14 protein-coding genes and 1 tRNA gene are annotated in these 22691 nt (G+C 68.9%); 9 read left to right on the top strand and 6 right to left on the bottom strand.

Annotated features, from left to right (window positions below; translation table 11 throughout):
- Positions 1-46: 46 nt before the first annotated feature.
- From Q9R39_RS14355 to nudC, 4 genes are all read left to right on the top strand, one after another.
- Positions 47-3484 (top strand): ATP-dependent DNA helicase, encoded by a 3438-nt coding sequence (locus Q9R39_RS14355; RefSeq protein ID WP_311277668.1) that lies wholly within the window; start codon positions 47-49, stop codon positions 3482-3484.
- Positions 3477-6881 carry a UvrD-helicase domain-containing protein gene (locus Q9R39_RS14350; RefSeq protein WP_311277667.1) on the top strand — a complete coding sequence of 1135 codons (3405 nt, stop codon included), beginning with the start codon at positions 3477-3479 and terminating at the stop codon, positions 6879-6881. The genes Q9R39_RS14355 and Q9R39_RS14350 overlap by 8 nt, the downstream gene beginning before the upstream one ends.
- Positions 6882-6983: 102 nt before the next feature.
- A complete protein-coding gene (locus Q9R39_RS14345; protein ID WP_058252009.1) occupies positions 6984-8054 on the top strand; it encodes a TrkA family potassium uptake protein in 1071 nt (356 codons plus the stop codon).
- Positions 8055-8097: 43 nt separating this feature from the next.
- Positions 8098-9021 (top strand): NAD(+) diphosphatase, encoded by a 924-nt coding sequence (nudC, locus tag Q9R39_RS14340; protein ID WP_249146333.1) that lies wholly within the window; start codon positions 8098-8100, stop codon positions 9019-9021.
- A gap of 42 nt (positions 9022-9063) precedes the next feature.
- Here the strand turns inward: nudC and Q9R39_RS14335 are convergent, their stop codons facing one another.
- Positions 9064-9348 (bottom strand): mycoredoxin, encoded by a 285-nt coding sequence (locus tag Q9R39_RS14335; protein ID WP_058251890.1) that lies wholly within the window; start codon positions 9346-9348, stop codon positions 9064-9066.
- 81 nt (positions 9349-9429) lie between these two features.
- Between Q9R39_RS14335 and Q9R39_RS14330 the strand changes: the two genes are divergently transcribed.
- A complete protein-coding gene (locus Q9R39_RS14330; RefSeq protein ID WP_311277666.1) occupies positions 9430-11577 on the top strand; it encodes an ATP-dependent DNA helicase UvrD2 in 2148 nt (715 codons plus the stop codon).
- 610 nt (positions 11578-12187) lie between these two features.
- Positions 12188-12478 carry a WhiB family transcriptional regulator gene (locus Q9R39_RS14325; RefSeq protein WP_058251888.1) on the top strand — a complete coding sequence of 97 codons (291 nt, stop codon included), beginning with the start codon at positions 12188-12190 and terminating at the stop codon, positions 12476-12478.
- Between the two features lie 63 nt (positions 12479-12541).
- Here Q9R39_RS14325 and Q9R39_RS14320 read toward each other — a convergent pair whose 3' ends face one another.
- The 3 genes from Q9R39_RS14320 to Q9R39_RS14310 all read right to left on the bottom strand — a co-directional run bounded on the left by Q9R39_RS14320 (position 12542) and on the right by Q9R39_RS14310 (position 16376).
- Complete coding sequence (locus tag Q9R39_RS14320) at positions 12542-13858, bottom strand: AarF/ABC1/UbiB kinase family protein (protein ID WP_058251887.1); 1317 nt, start codon at positions 13856-13858, stop codon at positions 12542-12544.
- Positions 13859-13873: 15 nt separating this feature from the next.
- Positions 13874-14815, bottom strand: a complete 942-nt coding sequence (locus tag Q9R39_RS14315; RefSeq protein WP_091344360.1) for a hypothetical protein — start codon at positions 14813-14815, stop codon at positions 13874-13876.
- An 88-nt stretch (positions 14816-14903) separates the two neighbouring features.
- Positions 14904-16376: a zinc-dependent metalloprotease gene (locus tag Q9R39_RS14310; protein ID WP_058251886.1), complete on the bottom strand. Its 1473-nt coding sequence runs from the start codon at positions 16374-16376 to the stop codon at positions 14904-14906.
- Between the two features lie 123 nt (positions 16377-16499).
- Between Q9R39_RS14310 and Q9R39_RS14305 the strand changes: the two genes are divergently transcribed.
- Complete coding sequence (locus Q9R39_RS14305) at positions 16500-17564, top strand: PDZ domain-containing protein (RefSeq protein ID WP_311277665.1); 1065 nt, start codon at positions 16500-16502, stop codon at positions 17562-17564.
- A 20-nt stretch (positions 17565-17584) separates the two neighbouring features.
- Here the strand turns inward: Q9R39_RS14305 and Q9R39_RS14300 are convergent, their stop codons facing one another.
- Complete coding sequence (locus Q9R39_RS14300) at positions 17585-18130, bottom strand: PPA1309 family protein (RefSeq protein WP_065631883.1); 546 nt, start codon at positions 18128-18130, stop codon at positions 17585-17587.
- A gap of 220 nt (positions 18131-18350) precedes the next feature.
- Between Q9R39_RS14300 and Q9R39_RS14295 the strand changes: the two genes are divergently transcribed.
- Positions 18351-21308, top strand: a complete 2958-nt coding sequence (locus tag Q9R39_RS14295) for a UPF0182 family protein (RefSeq protein WP_238994920.1) — start codon at positions 18351-18353, stop codon at positions 21306-21308.
- A gap of 43 nt (positions 21309-21351) precedes the next feature.
- On the opposite strand, the gene Q9R39_RS14290 is transcribed toward Q9R39_RS14295, so the two are convergent.
- Positions 21352-21636, bottom strand: a complete 285-nt coding sequence (locus Q9R39_RS14290; RefSeq protein WP_058251883.1) for a hypothetical protein — start codon at positions 21634-21636, stop codon at positions 21352-21354.
- Positions 21637-21854: 218 nt separating this feature from the next.
- Here Q9R39_RS14290 and Q9R39_RS14285 point away from each other — a divergent pair.
- Positions 21855-21931: transfer RNA gene (locus Q9R39_RS14285), tRNA-Met, on the top strand.
- The last annotated feature ends 760 nt before the right edge of the window (positions 21932-22691 follow it).

Raw genomic sequence — 22691 nt, 5'->3', positions numbered from 1 at the left:
GGGCACGGCCGACGTGGTCGTCGGTGGGCCGTGATTCGATGGGTGCATGAGTCGGAAACCGGGTGCCCAGACCCCGCGGAGCGCGCTGCGTGCGCGACTCGTCGCGGCCCCCGACCCGACGGACCGGTCCCGGTACTGGCCACCGTCGGTGGCGCAGGTGATCGACCCGCCCACGAGTCGGCCGGCGGACGAGGAGCAGGCGTGGCGCCCGGTGCGGGTGCACGGCGGCCCCGGGAGCGGAAAGACCGCGCTGATCGTCGACGCCGCGGTCGCCCGCCTGCTCGACCCCGCCACCGATCCGGAGTCGGTCCTCGTCCTGGCGTCGAGCCGACGCGCCGCCGTCGCGCTCCGGGAGGAGATCACCCGGCGCGTCCTGTCCGCGGGCTCGAGCGGTCGCCGGGTGCTCGGCGGTGCGCTGCGCGAGCCACTGGTGCGGACCGTGCACTCCTACGCCTTCGCGATCCTCCGCTTACAGGCGCAGGCCCACAACAATCCGCCGCCGCGCCTCATCACGGGGTCCGAACAGGATGTCGTCCTGCGTGAACTGCTCGCCGGTGACATCGAGGACGGCGGCGGGTACTGGCCTGCCCACCTACGGCCCGCGCTGGGCACCGACGGGTTCGCCCAGGCGTTGCGCGACCTGATGATGCGCGCCGCCGAACGCGGGGTGGGTCCGGAAGAGCTTGCCGCGCTGGGGCGTACGCACAAACGACCGGAGTGGGCCGCGGCCGCCCGTGCCTACGCGCAGTACGAGCAGAACATGCTGCTGCGCGGGGCGGTCGGGCTCGAGACCCCGGGGGCCTCGGCGCCCGCGGTCGACGCGGCCGAGTTGATCGGGTCGGCCCTGTCGGCCTTCGCCACCGATCCCGACCTGCTGAGCGGCGAGCGCCGTCGTATCCGACATCTGCTGGTCGATGACGCGCAGCATCTCGACCCGCAGGCGGCGCAGCTCATCACGCTGGTCGGCACCGGAACCCTCTCGACGATCATCGCCGCCGACACCGACCAGTCCGTGTTCGGATTCCGGGGTGCGAGTCCGCGATTCGCGGACGGGCTGGCCGAACCGGGCAGCCCGTTCGACATCCTGCTGGAACACGATCACCGCGCCCGGCCCGAGCTGTCCCGCCTCGGGCGCGCGATCGCCGCCCGGCTGCCCGGCGCTCGCCCGCACCCGTATCCCGACCCGGTGACGGATTCGGCCGACGCCGACCCGGGCGCTGCCGATGGGGGAGGCGCGGCCGCGGTGCGCGTGTACGGGTCCGCCGCGAAAGAGGCCACCGCCATCGCCGACCTCCTGCGGCGTGCGCATCTGTTCGACGGGGTCCCGTGGTCGCAGATGGCGGTCGTCGTCCGGTCGGTGTCCCTGGCCCTGCCGCCGCTCCGACGCGCCTTCCGGTCCGCGGGCGTACCCCTGACGACGCCCGCGAGCGACCTCCCCCTGCATCGGCAACGAGCCGTGATCGGACTGATGCTGGTGCTGCGCGCCGTCGCCGCGCGGGCGGCCGCGGGAGCAGATGCCGACCTGCCCGACACCACCGACTCCACCACCACCGACCCGTTCACCAGCGAGCTCTTCACCACCGAGGACACGCTCATGTTGCTGTCCGGTCCGATCGGGGCCGCCGACCCGGGCTCGATGCGCCGTCTCCGACGCGGTGTGCGGCGTCTCGATGATGCCGATGACCCAGCAGGACAACCGGATTCGCTCACGTCGCTGACCCGCGCCGTCCTCGACCCCGAGGTCGGCGCGCGCTATCGCCGACGGCTCACCGAGACCGAGGCGGCGCCGCTGGCCCGCGTGCTGGACGTCGTCGGTGCGGCCCAGCGGGTCCATGACGCGCGCCGCGGGATCGAGGAGACCCTGTGGGCGGCGTGGCAGGCCACGGGACTCGAGCGGCGGTGGGCGGCATCGGCGGTCCGCGGCGGCCCGGCCGGTGAACAGGCCGACCGCGACCTGGACGCGGTCATGGCGATGTTCGAATCCGCCGCGGATTTCACCGACACGCTGCCCGCGGCCGGGCCCGCCGGATTCGTGCACTACCTGTCCCAGTTGCAGATCCCGCGCGACAGCCGAACAGCCACCGCCGCAACCGAGTCGGTGACCGTGCTCTCCGCGCACGCCGCGGTGGGGCGGGAATGGGAGGTCGTCGCCGTCGCCGGGGTCCAGGACGGACTGTGGCCGTCGCTGCGCAGCCGGGGCGGTGTCCTCGCCACCGGGCAACTCGTCGACCTCCTCGACGGCATGGCCGCCGACGCCGTGGACACCGTCGCCCGTGGGGCGACGGCACTCGCCGACGAGCGTCGGCTCTTCCTCGTCGCCTGCACCAGGGCGCGAAGCCGGCTGCTCGTGACCGCGGTCGAGGACGGCAGCGGGGACGCCTCGCCGTCGCGGTTCATCACCGAGCTCGCAGATCTGGTGGGGGACACCGACGATCCGGCCGAGTCGGCCCGCGCCGAGGTACGGCTCGATCCAGGCGTCGACCGGGTGCTCTCGTTGCCGTCCCTCGTCGCGACACTGCGGTCGGCGGTGATCGCCGGCGTCGATGAACCCGATGCACCCCGGACGAAGGCCGCGGCGCGTCTGCTGGCCGAGCTCGCCGACTCCGACATCCCGGGTGCGCACCCGCGCGACTGGTTCGGGCTCGCCGCACCCAGCACCGACGATCCGCTGTGGACGCCGGAGTCGGGGGCGCTGACGCTCTCGCCGTCGAATATCGATGCACTGACCCGCTGTTCGCTGCGGTGGGTGCTCGAACGCAACGGCGGACGCGACGGCGACGGCACTCCCGCGCTGACCGGCAGTCTCGTGCACACGCTCGTCCAGGCGGTCGCCGGCCAGCTCGACCCGGCCGAGGTGACGGCGGCGCTGCGCGGCATCTGGGAACGCGTCGACACCGGGGCGGGCTGGTACTCGGCTCGCGAACTCGAACGCGCCGAGGGCATGCTCGGGCACTTCCGGGAGTGGCTGCGCATCTCGCGTGCCGATCTCGAGGAGGTGGGCGTCGAATTGCCGATCGACGCAACCATTCCCGCGGCTTCGGGGCCGGATTCCGATGAGCCCGCGGTCCGTCTGCGCGGGCGTGTCGACCGCCTCGAGACCGATGGCGCCGGCCGGCCGGTCGTCGTCGACGTGAAGACCTCGAAGAACCCCATCACCAAGGCCGACGCCGACGAGCACGCGCAGATGGCGGCCTATCAGGTGGCGCTGGCGCACGGCGGCGTGCCCCAGTTCGGCGACGCCGCGCCGGGCGGCGCCCGACTGGTCTACGTGTCGACCGCGAACCGCAATTCCGGTGCGGCCGAGCGTGTTCAGTCGCCGCTCACGCCGGAGTTGCTCGACGAGTGGATCGGGGTGGTGCGTCGCGCGGCCCGCGCGAGTATCGGTCCGACGTACAGCGCGACGCCCAACCCGGGCTGTGTGCACTGCAACCTCACCACCAGCTGTCCGGCCCAGATCCCGGGGAAGGCGGTGACCGATGACTGACCTGCAGGATCGGACCGAACGGCCGATGGTCGGGGCGAAGTCACTGGCCGCGGCGCTGGGTCTGCCCGACCCCACGCCCGAGCAGGTGGCGGTGATCGAGGCACCCATGGAGCCGATGCTCGTCGTCGCCGGGGCCGGAGCCGGCAAGACCGAGACGATGGCCTCGCGCGTGGTGTGGCTGGTGGCCAACCAGCTCGTGGCCCCCGACGAGATCCTCGGGCTCACGTTCACGCGCAAGGCCGCGAGCGAACTCGGCGCCCGCATCCGGCGTCGGCTCTCGATGCTCGCCGGGTCGCCGGCGTTGCGGAACTGGGATCCCGACGGCGCGTTGGCCGCCCGCCTGCGCGGCGCCGACCCCGAGGTGAGCACCTATCACGCCTACGCCGGCCGGTTGATCGCCGACTACGGGCTGCTGCTGCCGGTGGAACCGTCGTCGACGCTGCTCACCGAGACCGAGCTCTGGCAGCTCGCGTTCTCCCTCGTCTCCGCGTGGCCGGGCGAACTGAACACCAAGAAGGTGCCGGCGAGTGTCACCGAGGCGGTGCTCAAGCTGTACGGCGAGATGTCCGAGCACCTCGTCGACATCGCCGACCTAGCGCAGGCGGGTTCGACGCTGTACGAACTCGTCGACACCCTCCCGAAGGGCCCCAAGCAGCGTGACAAACCGACCCAGGCGCTGCTGAAGGTCCAGGAGGTCATCGACGAACGTCGCGAGCTGATCCCGATGGTCATCGCGCTGGGCGAGACGATGCGCGCCCAGTCCGCGCTCGACTTCGGCAGCCAGATGTCGCTGGCGGCACGGCTGGTGGTGTCCAATCCCGAGGTCGTGACCGCCGAGCGCACCGCCTTCCGCGCGGTTCTCCTCGACGAGTACCAGGACACCGGCCACTCGCAACGGGTGTTGCTGTCGACCCTGTTCGGCGGGCACGGCCGTGCGCCGGTCGCGGTCACCTCGGTCGGCGACCCCATCCAGTCCATCTACGGGTGGCGTGGCGCCTCGGCGGCCAACCTGCCGCGGTTCGCGCGCGACTTCCCACGACCCGACGGGACCCCGGCCCGGCGCCTCGAACTGCTCACCAGCTGGCGCAACTCGGCCCAGGGGTTGCGGCTGGCGAATCAGATCTCCGAAGAGCTCCGACGCCGCGGTATCCCGGTCAGTGTGCTCCGGCCGCGTCCCGATGCCCCGCACGGAACGGCGTCGATCGCTCTGACCGAAACGGTTCTGGACGAACGCAACTGGATCGCCGACGCCATCGAGGAACGCTACCGGGCGGCCGAGGCCGCGGACGTCGCGCCGTCGACCACCGCGATCCTGGTGCGCCGCAACGAGGATTCGGCGCCGCTGGCCGCCGAGCTCGAGAGTCGGGGCATCCCCACCGAGGTGGTCGGCATCGGCGGGCTGCTGCACGTCCCGGAGATCGAGGACATCGTCGCGACCCTGCGCGTGATGGCCGACCCGATGGCCGGGACCGCGGTCATGCGTCTGCTCACCGGGGCCCGCTGGCGGCTGGGCGCCAAGGATCTCGCCGCGCTGTGGCGTCGGGCCACCAACCTGGCGGCGGAGAGTTTCGCCGAGGCGGGCGGGGTGGTCACCAGCAGGGAAGCGCTCGACGCCGCACTCGACGCGGTGCTGCCCACCGAGATCGTCGACCGGGCGGGCATCGCCGACGCCGTCGTCGACCCGGGCGAACCCACCGACTACAGCCCCGAGGGTTACGCCCGCATCCGGGCGTTCGGTGCGCAGTTGGAGTCACTGCGCCGTCGCATCGGACAACCGCTGCCCGAACTCGTCGCCGACGTGGAGAACACGATCGGGGTCGGCGTCGAGGCGCAGATCCGGGCGCGCCGCATGCGGGGTGCGATCACCGGACGCGAACACCTCGACGCCTTCGCCGACTACGTCAGTCATTACGCCGATCGTCCGGGAGCGAATCTGCCTGGACTGCTCGCTTTCCTGGACGCTGCCGAGACCATCGAGAAGGGTCTCGAACCGGGCCGCATCGAGGTGGCCGAACAGCGGGTGCAGATCCTCACCGTGCATGCGGCCAAGGGCCTGGAATGGGATGTCGTCGCGATCCCGCACCTGGCGAAGGGGATCTTCCCCAGCGCCAAGGCCGACACCACATGGTTGGGCAGTGCGCGCGAACTCCCGGCGGACCTGCGCGGCGATCTGGCGATCCCGGCCGAGGCGGCCGACGGTGCGCCGGAGGGGTTCCCGATCCTGAAGATCGACACCGTGGCCGACCGCAAGCAGCTCGAGGACGCCCTGACCGACCACAAGGCCGCGATCGGCGAACGGCGACTCGAGGAGGATCGCCGGTTGCTCTATGTGGCGCTCACCCGCGCCCGGCACGACCTGCTGATCTCGGCGCACCACTGGTCGGAGACCGGCGACAAGCCGCGCGGCGGTTCGGATTTCTTCGACGAGTTGATGACCGGCATCGATGAGGCGATCGCCGACCCGAGCGTCGACTCGACCGGTCTGTCGATCGCGGTGCGTACGCCACCGCCCGAGCCGGACAGCCCGAATCCGTTGGCCGAACGCGCGATCGCGGCGCCGTGGCCGCGCGATCCGCTCGCCGGCCGCCGCGACTCGGTACAGCGGGCGGCCGATCTGGTCGCCGACGCCATCGCCGGCCGCGCGGCACCCGCGCTGTTCGACACACCTGCTGCCCAGTCCGGCCCCGCCGACGCCGAGACCCCCGCAACGCCACCGGCCGACCCCGCAGACGAGATCGGGGCGTGGGAGGCCGAGGTGTCGGCCCTGCTCGCCGAGCACCATCAGGCCAACCAGGCGCTCGTCGAGGTGTCGTTGCCGACCCATCTGTCCGTCAGCCAGCTGGTCGAACTCGACGCCGACGAGGCCGAGTTCGCTCGCCGGCTCCGCCGGCCCACCCCGTTCCGGCCCAACCCGATGGCCCGGCGCGGCACCGCGTTCCACGCCTGGGTGGAACGCTGGTTCGGGGCGACACGGCTCCTCGACATCGACGAACTGCCCGGCGCCGCCGACGCGACCGCGAGCCCGGACGCCGATCTCGAGGAACTGCGGGCCGCGTTCCTCTCCTCGCCCTGGGCGAATCGCAGCCCGACCGAGGTGGAGGTGCCCTTCGAGACCGTCATCGGCGGGATCGTCGTGCGCGGACGGATCGACGCGGTCTTCGCCGAGAAGGACGGTTCGTGGACGGTCGTGGACTGGAAGACCGGTGTGATCCCCGAACCCGCCCGCCGGGAATCACTCTTCATCCAGCTGGCCGCGTACCGCCTGGCGTGGGCGCAGCTGGCCGGGGTGGAGCCGACCAAGGTCCGCGCCGCGTTCCACTATGTGCGCGACGGGCACACCCTGGAGGCCGACGACCTGCCCGACGAGGCGACCCTCGCCGCGAAGCTGGCCCGCTGAGCGCGCCGGTGCCCCGGGACAGCTCCCGCCACATGCCTTGTGATGCCCCGAGGTGGGCTACATTGCAGCGTGTGAGCGAACTCGACGTGCGCGTGCGTGCCGGTGGCTAACCGTCTGCGCCGACGCTTCGGCGGTACCGAGCTGGCCAACCGGCCCGACCACGCACTGGTCGGCGTCGTCCGCATCCCCGAACTCCAGCAGAGCCCGAGCCGGGCGATCGGTCGGCGCGTCTTCTGGGCGACCCTGGCGCTGCTGTTCACCTCGGTCGTGGTCTGGCTGGATCGCGCCGGCTATCGCGATGCCCAGGACAACGAGTTGTCATACCTGGACGCGCTCTACTACTCCGCGGTGACCCTCTCCACGACCGGCTACGGCGACATCACACCGATCACCCCGTTCGCCCGTTTCATCAACCTCGTCATCATCACGCCGTTGCGCGTGCTGTTCCTGATCGTGCTGATCGGTACCACCCTCGAGGTGCTCACCGAACGGTCGCGCCAGGCGCTCAAGATCCAGCGTTGGAGGAATACCGTGCGCAATCACACCGTGGTCATCGGCTACGGCACCAAGGGCCGCACCGCGGTGGACGCCATGCGGGGGGACGGCATCAAGCCCTCCGAGATCGTCGTCGTCGACGCGGACGCCACCGTGCTCGAGGCGGCCGCCTCCGACGGGCTGGTCACCGTGCGCGGCGACGCCACCAAGTCGGATGTGCTCCGCCTCGCCGGTGTCGCGCACGCCGCCAGCATCGTCGTCGCCACCAGCCGCGACGACACCGCGGTCCTCGCCACGCTCACCGCCCGCGAACTCAATCCACGGGCGAAGATCGTCGCGTCGATCCGGGAGTCGGAGAACACCCACCTGATGCGCCAGTCCGGCGCCAACTCGGTGGTGGTGTCGTCGGAGACCGCCGGCCGCCTCCTCGGGATCGCGACGATGACCCCGTCGGTGGTCGAGGTGATCGAGGACCTCCTCACCCCGGATGCCGGCTACGCCATCGCCGAGCGCGAGGTCGACCCGACCGAGACCGGCGGATCGCCCGCCCACACCCGCGACATCGTCCTGGGTGTTGTGCGGAACGGTGTGCTGCACCGCGTCGACGACAGCGAGGTCGAACAGATCGAAGTCGGTGACCGGCTGCTGTACGTCCGCACCAACCCCAACGACGACTGATCGTTCCGTCATCGAGAAAGGCCGTGCCACCGTGCATTTCGACATGCCCCAGCCGCCGCTGCTGTCGCGGGCGGTGTTCGACCGGGCGGACGCGATCCGCGACGACGCCGAGCGGATGGCCGCCGGCTGGCCGACGGCCAAGGTGCTGTTGATCGACGCGGCCGGCCGCTACCCGGTCACCGATTCCGGTGCGCTGCACTGGGTTGCGGCTCCGACCGTGGCCGAGGCGCCGCCGGGGGATGCGGTGATCCTCGGCTTCGACGGGTCGGGCGGCGCCGGTGGAGCCGACCTGTGGACGCGCCGGGTGGACCACATCGACGGGCCGACCGATGACGCCCGGCGCGGTGCGACGCGACTGTCCGCCGACGAGGCGGGGCTCCTCGCGACCGCCCTGGGAATCCTGAACTGGCATGCGACCGCGAGTCATTCACCGGTCGACGGTTCCGTCACCCGGCCGGCCCGCGGTGGTTGGGTCCGGCGCAGTGTGGATTCCGGCCGCGACGAGTTCCCGCGGACCGACCCGGCGATCATCACCGTCGTCCACGACGGCGCCGATCGCATCCTGCTCGGCCGCCAGTCGGTGTGGCCGCAGGGTTGGTATTCGACGCTGGCCGGCTTCGTCGAGCCGGGGGAGTCGCTCGAACAGTGCGTCCTGCGCGAGGTGTACGAAGAGGTCGGGATCGTGGTGCGGGAACCGCGCTACCTCGGCAGTCAGCCGTGGCCGTTCCCGCGGTCGCTGATGCTGGGATTCGCCGCACTCGGCGACCCGGCCGACGAGTTGGCGTTCCTCGACGGCGAGATCGGCGATGCGCAGTGGTTCCATCGCGACGAGGTCCGGGCGGCGCTGGCCCGGGGCGACGGCTGGTCCCGCGCCGAGGCGCCGGGTTCCGACGACGCCGACCGTCTGCGCCTCCCCGGATCGATCTCCATCGCTCGTTCGATGATCGAGGCCTGGGCGGCCGGATAGACCGGCCGCCGTCTCGCTGGACTCATCGCCGGCCGACCGGACTCAGACGCCCAGCTTCGCCTTCACGTCGGCGATCGACGGGTTGGTGGCGGTGGTGCCGTCGGCGTAGAGGACTGTCGGGACGACATGGTTGCCGCCGTTCACGCTGCCCACGAATTCGGCAGCGTCCGGGTTCAGCTCGATGTCGATCTCCTGCCAGCTGATACCGCTGCTCTTGAGGCCGCGCTTGAGGCGCGCGCAGAAGCCGCACCACGACGTGGTGTACATGGTCAGCTCACCGGAGTCGGAGGTGCGGGCGCCGGCCTCGTCGTCGATCACGTTGCTCATGGGTCCCATAACACCATGTCCGGGCCTGCTGTTCCCGTCCGCGTTGTTCGCCTGCCGGCGGCGTCGGTGGTTGGTGACATAGTGGACGCCGTGCCTCATCCGACTTCTGCCGCGAAACCCGAGTCCCCGCGTCGTGCTGCGGTGTCGGCGAGTGGTGGCGCGGTCGAGGGACTCGACCCCGAGCAGAGCGCCGCAGTCCTGGCGCCGCGCGGACCGGTGTGCGTGCTGGCCGGGGCGGGCACGGGCAAGACCCGGACCATCACCAGGCGCATCGCCCACCTCGTCGACACCGGCCAGGTCAATCCCGGCCAGGTCCTGGCGGTCACCTTCACCGCCCGCGCCGCCGGCGAGATGCGCACCCGCCTGCGCAGTCTCGGTGTCGGCGGTACGGGGGGCAGCGTCGCGGCCCAGACCTTCCACGCGGCCGCCATGCGTCAGCTGCGGTACTTCTGGCCGCGTGCCTTCGGTGACGCCCGGTGGGAGCTCCTGGACAACAAGTTCCCGCTCATCTCGCGGGCGGCTCGCCGCTCCGGCCTCGACACCTCGACCGACACGCTGCGAGACCTGTCGTCGGAGATCGAGTGGGCCAAGGCCTCGCTGATCTCACCGGAGAACTACGTCGAGGCGGTCGGCCGGCTCGGCCGCGAGTCCCCGGCACCGCCGCCGAAGGTCGCGGCCGTGTACGGGCACTACGAGGACGCCAAGGTCTCGCCCGACGGGGACCGGTTGCTCGATTTCGACGACATGCTCATCTACATGACCCAGATCCTCACCGTCGAACCGGGCGCCGCGGACGAATTCCGTTCGCGGTACCGGTGTTTCGTCGTCGACGAGTACCAGGACGTGACGCCGGTGCAGCAGGGTCTGCTGGACGCCTGGCTCGGGGAACGCGACGACCTGACGGTCGTCGGTGACGCCAACCAGACGATCTACACGTTCACCGGTGCCTCGCCGAACCATCTCTTGGATTTCAGTCGCCGGTTCCCGGAGGCCACGGTCGTCCGTCTCGAGCGCGACTACCGGTCCACCCCGCAGGTCGTCGATCTGGCGAACCGCGTCATCGGCGCCGCCCGGGGGCGCATCGCGGGAACCCGCCTGCAGCTCATCGGACAGCGCCCGCCCGGGCCGGCGCCGCAGTTCGCCGAGTACGACGACGAGCCCGCCGCCGCGACGGCGATCGCCATCGAGATCAAACACCTCATCAGATCGGGGGTCGCGCCCGCCGAGATCGCGATCCTGTACCGCGTCAACGCACAGTCCGAGAACTACGAGCAGGCCCTGACCGAGGTGGGCATCCCGTACCAGGTGCGCGGCGGCGAGGCGTTCTTCGCGCGCACCGAGGTCCGGCAGGCCATGCGGCAGCTCGCGACGGTCGCTGGCCGCGAGGTCAGACCCGACGTGGAGCTCCTCGACGTCGTACGCGCGGTGCTGGGCGAGCTGGGTCTCAGCGAGGAGCAGCCGTCCGGTGCGCAGGCGCGTAGCCGGTGGGAATCACTGAAAGCGCTGGTTCAGCTGACCGAGGACATGGTCGCCGAGAACCCGGAACTGACGCTGCCGCAGCTGTCGGCAGAACTCGCCGCCCGCGCCGAGGCGCGCCATCCCCCGACGGTGCAGGGCGTGACGCTGTCGTCGCTGCACGCGGCCAAGGGACTCGAGTGGGATGCGGTGTTCCTCGTCGGACTCACCGACGGGTCGCTGCCCATCAGCCAGGCGATCAAGGGGTCCTGGGAAGAGGTCGAGGAAGAGCGGCGACTGTTCTATGTCGGAGTGACGCGTGCCCGCGAGCACCTGCAACTGTCGTGGGCCCTGGCCCGCAACGAGGGCGGCCGTGCCCGGCGTCGCTCGCGGTTCCTCGCCGACCTCGTGCCCGACGACTCACCCGCGTCGCCGATCGCGAAGGAGCGCGCGCCCCGCCGCGGACCGACCTGCCGGGTCTGCGGTTCCCGGTTGATGGATTCGACCGCGACGCTGCTCGGTCGCTGCGCCGGGTGCCCGTCGGATCTGGACGAAGGACTGCTGGTCTCGCTCAAGGAGTGGCGTCGCGAGCGGGCCCAGGAGAAAAAGGTGCCGGCCTTCGTCGTCTTCTCCGACAAGACGCTCACCGCGATCGCCGAGCAACGACCGACCGATACCGCTGCGCTGGTGGCGATCTCGGGAATCGGGGCGAAGAAGGTCGACGAGTACGGCGCCGACATCATCGAACTCGTCAAAACCGCAGGTCAAAAATAGGTTGTGCGGGTTTCGGCCCAGCGTCTACTCTGAGTCCCGTCAGTACGGGGATGGGTTGTGTGCGTCCGTCACACCGGCCCGCCACAGTCACCGACGACCGACACGAACGCGGAAAGCCACGAGACCAGAAGGGAGTGGATCAGTGAACGGAATCACCGTGAGCCAGGCCGGCATCTGCCAGTCTGCGGCGAACCTGAGAGCAGCCGACACGTATGCGCCGAAATTGCATGCGCTGAAGCCGAATCAGCCCGCCATCGCGCGTACCGGTCGCACCCGCTCCTGGATGCCGGTCGCCCGAGCGTGCACGAGCTTTGCACGCCCGGTCGCCGTTCCGCCGGCGGCTCTGCACCTGGCAGCCGAAGCGCGCGTCGCGCGAATCGCACCGCCCGCAGCAGCAGTAGCACCCGCGCCGCGTCGGTTCCCCGTTCTGTTCCGAAGTTCCCGGAGTTAGATCTCCGAGACATTCCGGGCCACGGGCGAATCGCAGAGGCGACACCCGTGGCCCTCTTTTTCTGTCACCGAATCTCCACCCCGATCCAGGGGTCTCGGACACAGAGCCACATCGAGGACTCGGGTTCAACACCCCAAACGAGCAGATGTGGAGAAACCAATGACTGTCGAATGCGTCCTCGAGTCCTGTATGTCGGCGGACCGCGCAGCGACCGCCCGGCTCGACCTGCCCTGCCAGGTCGCCGACGCAGATCTGTGGTTCGCCGAAGACCCCCGTGACCTCGAGCGTGCCAAGGCCATGTGCGCCGAATGCCCGTTGCGGGCCCAGTGCCTGCAGGCCGCACTCGATCGATCCGAGCCCTGGGGGGTCTGGGGAGGCGAGATCTTCGAGCGCGGAGCCGTCATCGCACGCAAGCGTCCCCGCGGTCGCCCGCGTAAGAACGTTGCATGACAACAACACCGACGCCGCGAGCAGAAATGCTCGCGGCGTCGGTGTCGTGTCTGCGGGGTGGGGTCAGTCGCCCAGGCCGGGGACCCACTCCTCCATGATGGCCCGGTACGGGGCATGCGCCTCGAGCTGCGAGGCGATGCCGACGCAGCCCCCGAGCACGCGGAAGACCATCACGAAACGCTTGGGCACGTTCAGGTTTCGTGACGTCTTGTACACCTCGCCGCGAACATCGGTGGCCTTGCCCGCGGCCCGCTGCATCCACTTCCGGGTGAAGTGGAACGACTCGCTGTAGAGCGGATCGACGTAGGGACGCAGGTAGGCCTCGAGGTCGGCACTCGTCACCTTGTTCGCGTGGGACGGGCGGATGAACTCGGCGGAGATCATGAGTTCTTTGAGTTCGTCGTACTTCTTGTCCCGCGCCAGACGGAGAATCGGTCCGGTCTCGGGCGGGAGGCCTTCCGGATAGTGGCCGACCGCACCGAAGTCGAGTACGCCGAACCGCCCGTCGGTGGCCCGGAAGAAGTTGCCCGGATGCGGATCGCCGTGGAGGAGTCCGACCCGGTACGGCGAGCTGACCTCGAATTCGGCCATCTTCGCGGCGGCGTCGTCGCGGGTCTGCTGGTCCCCGGTGGTGATGATCTTCGACAGCGGGACGCCGTCGACCCACTCCGAGACGACGACCTTGGGTGCACTCGCGACGACCTTGGGGATGAGGAAGTCGGGATGGCCGTCGTAGGCCTTGGCGAAGGCGCGCTGATTGTCGGCCTCGCCGAGGTAATCGAGCTCGGCCTCGGTCCGGTCGATGAGTTCGTCCATCATCGCCTTGACGTCGGTGCCGGGGGACAGGCGCTGCAGGAGTCCGGACATGCGGGACAGGGTCTTCAGATCGGCCTTCAGTGCGTGGTCGGCCCCGGGGTACTGGACCTTGACCGCGACCTCACGGCCGTCCGACCAGATTCCTTTGTGTACTTGTCCGATCGACGCCGATGCCGCGGGCTCGTCGGAGAATTCCCGGAAACGCTCGCGCCACCGGGTGCCGAGCTGCTGGTCGAGCACCTTGTGGACCTTCGCGGCCGGCATGGGCGGGGCGTCGGCCTGCAACTTGGTGAGCGCTTCGCGGAACGGCTCGCCGAACTCGTCGGGGATCGCGGCTTCCATGATCGAGAGCGCCTGCCCGACCTTCATGGCGCCGCCCTTGAGTTCACCGAGAACGGCGAACAGTTGTTCGGCGGACTTCTCCAGGAGCTCCTGGTTGACCTCGTCCTTGTCCCTTCCGACCATGCGCTTGCCGAAACCGGCAGCAGCCCGCCCGGCCATACCGATCGGAAGAGAGGCCAGTTTCGCGTTGCGGCGACCCTGTCCTTTGGTGATGTCGGTCATAGCATCCTTTCCGCGTCACACAATAGACGACCTGGCTTGCTGATCCGGTGCGGGACGACAATCGCAGGCCGGGTGCGGCGACCATTGTCTGATGTCCAGCCGCGTCGGGTCATCTCGGAATTCCAACACATGGTCGAGCAGCTGCGGATCGGGTCGTGGCTCCACATGCGGCCGGTCGCGTACGGCCTCCACCAATTGCTCGATCTGCGAGTGGGCCATCGCGGCGGTCATCGCCACCACGGCCGGGCTCGCCTGACCCGACGTCCGGATCAGCTGGACGGCCAGGGCCGGCCAGTCCGGGTCCGCGTCGGACCGGTGACGGTCCGCGCACATGAGGCAACTCGACAGTCCGGGGAGCACCAGCGGGCCGACGATGCCCACCCCGTCGCGGACCCGGACCAGCAGATGGGGGATCCGGGCCCGGGTCAGTGCGAACACCACCCGCGGATCGTGGACGACGAAGTCGGTCAGGATCACCAGGTCGGTGTCGACGGCATCGAGCGTCCCGTCGGGTAGCCGCCGCATCGTCCGTCGAGCTGACAAACCCATGCTGCGCAACGAGTTCGACAGCTGTTCGCTGATCGGCCCCTGGCCATGGATCAGGATGTGGAACTCCGCGGCCGTGGGCGGGCGGTCGACAACCGCTCGGCCGGCCGACACCAGACTGCTCAGGACCAGATCGAGGTCGTCGTCGTGGAGGCCGGCCCGTCGGGCGCGGCGAGCGAAGGTGTCCGCCGTGCACGGATCCTCCAACGATCGAAGCAGCCCGGCGACGGAATACGCCGACACCGAGGCGTCGAAGTCGAGGAGCAGGCTGTCGGCCGGATCGATGCCCACGCGGACCGAGTTGCCCGGCTGGACGATGACGGGCGTCCCCGGGAGCAGCCGCGGGACCGCGGGCGGAACAGCGCAGGGGGACACCGAGATGGCGCTGGAACTCGTCCGGGCTGGCGACATGCGGCAACTCTGCCAGCCGAACGCCGTCGCGGGCGCTCGGCGAGCAGGTTATCCACAGCATGGCGTGTTCCACCGGTGGTGTGGATTCCTACGATCCGCCTCGTGCCGATTCGCCGCCGTCATCGTTACGGGACTCGTCGGTGGCGTCGCGCGCCTTCTCCTCGGCGATGGTCTTCTCGAGCTGTGCGATCGGGTCGTCGAGGTCGTCGCCGCCCAGGAGCCGGTCGATGAAACCCGCAGGGTTGTCGAGGTCGTCGGCATCCGGCAGCAGATCAGGGTGTGCCCACACGCCGTCCCTGGTCGCGACGTCGGTGGCCTCCAGCGCGCGGCGCCACAGCTCCGACGCCTCGCGGACCTTGCGGGGCCGAAGCTCGAGACCGACGAGGGTTGCGAATGTCTGCTCGGCCGGCCCGCCCGACGCGCGCCGACGCCGCATGGTCTCGGTGAGTGCCCCGGTACTCGGGATCCGGTCGCCGAGCGCTCGGGTCACGACCTGCTCCACCCAGCCCTCGATCAGGGCGAGGAGGGTCTCGAGACGGCCGAGGGCCGCTTTCTGCTCAGGTGTCGTGGTCGGCTCGAACGACGTCGATGAACTGATGATCTCCTCGAGTTTCGAAGGGTCGGAGAGCAATTGGGTCGGGTCGATCCCGGCGGTGGCGTCGGTGATACCGCTGAAATCGATACTGATGCCGCGGGCGTATTCCTCGACGGTGGTCAGCAACCGCTGACGCAGCCAGCCGACGTGGGTGAACAGGCGCACATGGGCGGCCTCGCGCGCGGCGAGGAAGACGATGATCTCCTGCGCCGGCTGCTCCAGACCCTCGGCGAACTTGGCGATCGCCTCGGGGAGCAGGACGGCGATCCCCTCGGGCGCCAGCGGCAGCCCGACGTCGGTCGACGTCAGCACCTCCTTGGCGAGCTGACCGAGCCCCTGTCCGAGCTGGGTGCCGAACGCCATGCCGCTCATCTGGGTCAGCATCCCGATCATCGGGCCGGCGAACTGGGCCGCCTCGGCGGGGAGGTTGTCCTGCCAGGTTCGGGCCAGCTGCTCGGCGACCGGGTCGCACAAACCCTTCCACGTGTCCATCGACTCCTCGAGCCATTGGACCGGTGTCCACGCCACCGTCTGGGTGACGCCGCTGGGGAAATTCGTCGCGTCGTCGAGCCAGACGTCGGCGAGCCGGACCGCGTCGGCCGAGGCCGAGATCTCCTTCTCGAGGATCGGGGTGAACGAACCGATCTGCTGCCGGGCGAGATTGGTCGCGACCGAGTAGTTCACCGGACCGTTTCCGCCGCCCGCCATGCCCGCGCCCATACCGCTGAACATGTTGCCCAGTTGCGAGAACATCTGGCCGATCATGTTGGGATCGAACTTCGAGGGGTCGAAGTCGCCGCCGGGACCGCCGCCGAACCCCTGCCCGCCCCCGAATCCGAACGGGTTGGCCCCGCCGAACGGGTTGCCACCGGGATTGTCGCCCGGCTTGTTCTTGTCACCGCTGTTCTTGTCGCGGTCGTCATCGCCGTCACCGGACGACGAGAAGCCGAAGGGCAGATCACTCATGGGTTCCACCGTACCGCCCGGTGAGGCCCGCAAACGGCGACGACTGTTCGCCCTGCGCGTAGCCGGCTCATGGTCGCCGGCGCAGCCGACTCGTGGTCGCTGCGGGGCACTATGGTGTGCGGAATGAGTTCGAGCCCCCGATTCCGGAGAATCGCCGCGGCCGCGGTCTCCACCGTGGTCCTGCTGGCGTTGCTGGTGCTCGGCACGCAGGTGCAGGTGCCCTACGCCGCGCTCGGGCCCGGACCCACGCTCAACACCCTCGGTACGACGAAGGTGGAGGACGACGGGGCGGTGGTGGAGCGCAAGGTCGTGCAGATCGACGGTGCGCCGACCGATCCGACGACCGGCCACCTCAACCTCACCACCGTCTCGGTGCGGGACGGGATCTCGCTGTTCGACGCCCTGGGCATGTGGGTGTCGGGCACCTACTCGCTGACGCCGCGCGACCAGGTCTATCCGCCCGACCGCACCACCGAGCAGGTTCAGGAGGAGAACGCGCAGCAGATGACGGGGTCAGAGGAGAACGCGACGGTCGCCGCGCTCCGTTACCTCGATCGTCCCACCGCGTTGCGCATCGCGAGCGTCGCACCCGACGGGCCCGCGGTCGACGTGCTGCGCGCCGGCGACGAGGTCGTGGCGGCCGGCGGCGTGCCGGTGGAAACGGGTGAACAGCTGCGGAAGGTCGTCGGCGACAATCCGCCGGGGACCGTCCTGCCCATCGAGATCGTCCGCGCCGGTGCCCGGCAGACCGTGTCGGTGACCCTCGGCACGCATCCGGCCGACTCCGAGGCCGGGTATCTGGGCGTCGTTCCGGAGGTGGTCGATGCCGATCCGCGCCTCGAGGTCACCTACAACGTGGGGGACATCGGGGGACCGTCGGCGGGGATGATGCTGGCACTCGCGGTCATCGACCAGCTGAGTCCCGGCGAGCTGACCTCCGGCAAGTTCATCGCGGGCACCGGCACGATCACCGATGAGGGGGTTGTCGGTCCCATCGGCGGGATCACGCACAAGACCCGGGCCGCCCGCGACGCCGGCGCGACGGTCTTCCTGGTCCCGGCCCGCAACTGTGCCGAGGCGGTCTCGGAGCGACCGGACGGATTGGAGCTGGTGAAGGTCGACACTCTCGAGGGCGCTGTCGACGCGCTGAACGCGGTCGGCGCGGGCCGTTCGGCGCCGAGCTGCTGAGGCTTGCCAGGACTGCCGCGTCAGCCCCGGTCGGACGACTCCGGTAGATCGGGAGCGAAGGTGTCGCGCAGCGCGGCCCGCAGTTCGAGTGCCAGTTGCGGGTGGGTCAGCAGTTCGGGTTCCCCGTCGGGTTCGGGTCGAAGACGCATCAGCGCGAGATCGGCGCCGGTGCGCAGCACCCCGACCACCAGCCGCGCAACCTCCTCGCCCGGATGGTGATCGCCGGTGTCGGTGACCTCGAAGCGGGGCGTCCGGTCGTCGTCGTCTTCGGGATCGGCGATGACGATCTCCATACTCACCGCCGCCCCGGCGACCTCCTCTGGCCAGACCGCCGAGGCGAGGAACTCGTCGAGGTCGTCGACGTCTTCCTCCACCGGGGTGAACACCGAACCGTCGTCGGCGATCACCTCGGGAAGCTGTGCGTGGAGGAGGGCGGTCGGCGCCAGCGCGAACACGGACGGTGACTGACCCCAGCCACGGGAGTCGAGGTGTTCCATGATCTCGTTCAACGCGCTGCCGAGATCGTCGGTGGAGAAGGCGCGTGGGGTCGTCGGGAGGTCGGGCACGTGCTCATCCTGCCCCGGATCGCGGTGCGACCGCGAGTCTGCGACGCCGCCAGGGAACCGCTGAGGTGTGGCGATCGTTGAGCGGGCGCCCCGAGTGAGTTGGTCACCCGGGTGGTGCCAGTACAGTGGGCACCACGCCCAGCAGGCACGTGTGCGCGGGTGGTGTCCGGATTGAGAGCTTTGGAGAGTGGGTCTGGTGGGCGTCCGAGGGCCGGCGGGAATGCCGACACTGTCACGCAGGAGCAAGATCATCATCGGGCTCGGCGTGGCCGTCCTGGTGCTGTTGCTCGTCGGGCCACGCCTGATCGGTCTCGCGACCGACTGGCTCTGGTTCTCCGACGTCGGGTATTCGAGCGTCTTCACCAAGGTGATCTGGACGCGCGTGATCCTCTTCCTGATCACGACGATCGTCGTCGGACTCATCATCTTCGGGGCGGTCTCCCTGGCGTACCGCAGTCGCCCGGTGTTCGTACCGACCGCGGGCCCGAACGATCCGCTCGCCCGGTACCGCACGGCCATCATGGGCAAGGTCCGCTGGTTCGCCATCGTCCCGGCGGTGATCATCGGCGCCCTGGCCGGCCTGGTCGCGCAAGGGTCCTGGGCGACCGTCCAGATGTTCCTGCATGGTCAGTCGTTCGGTCGGACAGACCCTCAGTTCAATCTCGACATCGGGTTCTATGCCTTCGACCTGCCGTTCTTCCGCTTCGTGCTCAACCTGCTGTTCGTCGTGGTCGTGGTGGCGTTCCTGGCGAACCTGGTCACGCACTACCTGTTCGGAGGTATCCGCCTGGGGCAAGGCGGTGGTTCGGTCACGACCGCGGCACGCATTCAGCTCGCGGTGCTGGCGGGCACCTTCCTACTGCTGAAAGCGGCCGCCTACTGGCTCGACCGGTACACCCTGCTGTCCAGTCAGCGGAAGGCCGAGATCTTCCCGGGGGCGAGTTACACGGACATCAACGCGGTGCTGCCGTCGAAGCTCATCCTGATGGCGATCGCGATCATCTGTGCGGTGGCGTTCTTCGCCGGGATCGTGCTCCGCGACCTGCGGGTGCCGGCACTGGCCACCGTCTTGATGTTGTTCTCCGCGTTGCTCATCGGGGTCGGCTGGCCGCTGACGATGGAGCAGTTCTCGGTCAAGCCGAATGCCGCGCAGAAGGAAGCCGAGTACATAGAACGCGCGATCACCTCGACCCGCGAGGCGTACGGGATCGGGCCGGACAAGGTCATCACCCAGCCGGGCTGGACCGCCGGGCCGGCAAACCCGGCGCTGGTGAACAGCGATGAACCGACGCTGTCGAACGTCCGGATCCTGGACCCGAATGTGGTGTCCCCGACGTTCATCCAGCAGCAGCAGCGGCAGAACTTCTACGGATTCCCGACGCAGCTGGCGGTTGACCGCTATCGCATCGACGGCGAGCTCCGTGACTTCGTGGTGTCGGTGCGCGAGCTCGATCCGAGCCGCTATCTCGAAAACCAGCAGAACTGGCTGAACAAGCACCTGGTGTACACCCACGGCGACGGGTTCGTCGCCGCCCCGGCCAACCGGGTGAAGGAGTCGACGGACGTCAACAACGTCGACGGTGGCGGCGATCCGTTCTACTACGTCAGCGACACCTCGAACTACCAGACCGAGGAGTACAAGCGAGACGCCCCGATCAAGGTGTCACAGCCGCGGATCTACTTCGGCGAACTGCTCGCGAAGATCGACCCGGACTACGCGATCGTCGGTTCCGACGACGGGCAGGCTCGGGAACACGACATCGGGGACGACAAGTACACCTACCAGGGGCCGGCGGGAGTCTCGCTCGGCAACTGGTTCTCCCGAGTCCTCTATGCCGGCAAGTACGCCGAGCGGAACTTCCTGCTGTCGGGCGAGATCAACTCGGCATCGAAGATCATCTACAACCGCGATCCCCGGGACCGCGTCGAACAGGTCGCACCGTGGCTGACGGTCGATTCGAAGACGTACCCCGCGGTGATGGAGGACGGCTCGATCAAGTGGATCGTCGACGGTTACACCACCCTCGACGACTACCCGTACTCGCAGCCCACGTCGTTGCAGAGCGCGACCGCCGACGCCCAGGACCTCAACCCGGGGCAGACCGGCCGGACGCAGATCAACAAGACCGTGTCCTACGTGCGCAACTCGGTGAAGGCGACCGTCGATGCCTACACCGGCGAGGTCGAGCTGTATCAGTTCGACACCGATGACCCGGTGCTGAAGACGTGGATGGAGGTCTTCCCCGACACGGTCAAGTCCCGCGCCGACTTCGACGCGCAGACCTCCCTGCGGGATCACGTCCGCTACCCCGAGGACATCTTCAAGATCCAGCGGTCGCTGCTGACCCGCTACCACGTCGATTCGCCCCAGACGTTCTTCCAGGCGAGCGACTTCTGGTCGGTGCCCTCCGATCCGACGGACCCGGACGCCGAGCAGCGCGGCCTGGACCAGCCCCCGTACTACTTCGTGGCCTCGGACCCGGAGAGCGGTGAGCCGACGTTCCAGCTGACCTCGGTGCTGACGCGACTCAACCGACCGATCCTGGGCGCCTATGTGACCGTGTCGTCGAATCCCGAGAACTACGGTCAGATGACGGTCAAGCAGTTGCCCAGCAACTCCCAACGGTCCGGTCCGCAGCAGGCGTTCAACCCGATGCGCACCGACCGAACGGTGGCGGAATCACTGAAGTCGCTCGAGAACACGGCGACGGTGACCTTCGGTAATCTCCTCACGCTTCCGGTGGGTGACAACGGCATCCTGTACGTCGTCCCGTTGTACGCACAGGCCCAGGGCGAAGAGGCCTTCCCCCGTCTGTTCCGTGTGATCACGAGGTTCGAATCGGCAGACCGGGTATCCGGGATCGGTTATGCACCCACGACCCGCGAGGCTCTGCGGCAGGTCGGCATCACGCCCGCTGCCGGAGTGGTCCCCGGCGATCAGCAGGCACCGCCCGCGCCGGACCAGGCCGGAACGCCGGCACCGGCCACGCCGGCACCGAATCAACCTCCGCAGCAAGGTGATTCGCCGGAGCGGGACGACGCGGCAAACGCCATCAGTGACGCGATCACGGCGCTACGCCAGGCTCAGCAGAGTGGCGACTTCGCAGCGTACGGCGAGGCACTCGACCAGCTGAGTCAGGCGGTTGCCCGCTACGAGTCGCTGGCGGCTCCCAACTAGTCGAACGACGACCCAGGCCGGGCGCTATCTGCGAGTCATACCGCTATCCGCGGTATTTCCGCAGGTAGCGCTCGGTTTCGTTGGGGGTGTTGTCGGGGAGCACCGGGCTGTGGTGGTGCCGGTGGCCCAGCGAGAAGAAGATCGACACCGCCGTCGTGAAAGCCGCGACCATCAGCAGGCCGCAGATGATCGCGGGGCCGACATTCCCGACCGCCATGTGGACCAGCCAGAGCGCGGCCATGGCGAATCCGGTCAGTGCCAAGACGAACCCGACGAAACTCATCGGATGGTTCCCGTGGCTCTCGTGGTGGAAGCGGTGGGTGTTCATGGTTCCTCCTCGGCGGGGCGTCTCGTGAGCCGAGTGTACGCCTGATGTGACTGGCATCACATTTCACAGCGGCGACGGGCGGGCTGTCCGGGTCGTCACGTCACCTGCGGTTATCGAGGTGCGAGTGACCGCCGTCACTGACGTTTTCCCAGGTCGGATGGGGTTGAAGTACCGATTTGCATCGCTGACAAACCGGTGTGTAACGTTGTGTTCACCAACGCGGGGTGGAGCAGCTCGGTAGCTCGCTGGGCTCATAACCCAGAGGTCGCAGGTTCAAATCCTGTCCCCGCTACCAACACCAAGAACCCCCGCCCGGGACGCCCGGGCGGGGGTTCTTGCTATGTGCGGTCCTGTCGAAGGCGGGACAAGCCCGACGATTCGGGAACCCAACCGGGCAGGCCCGGATGCGGCCGCATCGGCGGGCGGATCATCCGCTCTGGTCGGTCCCCGTGGCACCGTCGCGGCCGGCTTGCCGACCGAACAGTCTGCGAAGTCTGCACTCCCAGGTCGTCGCATCGAGCGTTGTACCCACTCTGACCAGGCGATTTGACGGCGGGTACGGCGGTGCGTAACTTATGTCGAGTCAGCGAGCCACGGCGCCGCCCCGGAAGGGCCTGGAAGGGTCTGATGGTGGGGAGTGGAGACCGGGTTTCGTGGCTGGCCGCCCCTGAATGTTTTGTCTTGAGTTGTTGTGGCTTGGGTAGAGTGTTTGGGGTTGCTGGGTCTCTCAGTGGTTCGGAATTCTTCGGGGTTGCGGGCTGCGGGTGGGGTCTGGTAGGCTGGAAGAGTTGCCCCGGGGACGGGGTGGCTGGCAAGGTTGAATGCGAAGTCTGCTGGTGGGAGCCCTGATGTGGGGTGGGTAGCTGGTGGGTGTGTGTTCTTTGAGAACTCGATAGTGTGATGATGAATTGTCTGATGCCAATTTTTGGCATCGTGCATCTTTTGTGGATGTAGATGTTTGTTTTTTTGTGTGGCGTTCGGGCCCCGTCCTGGGTGTCACATTTTGCTAGGTTTATTTTGGTCAGGTTGTGCTTTCCTGATTGTGTTGAAACGCT

The organism is Gordonia sp. AC31, assembly GCF_031844505.1.
GTDB lineage: Bacteria > Actinomycetota > Actinomycetes > Mycobacteriales > Mycobacteriaceae > Gordonia > Gordonia hongkongensis.
The sequence above is the reverse complement of the archived record's forward strand: the minus strand, read 5'-3'. Positions and strand labels throughout refer to the sequence as shown.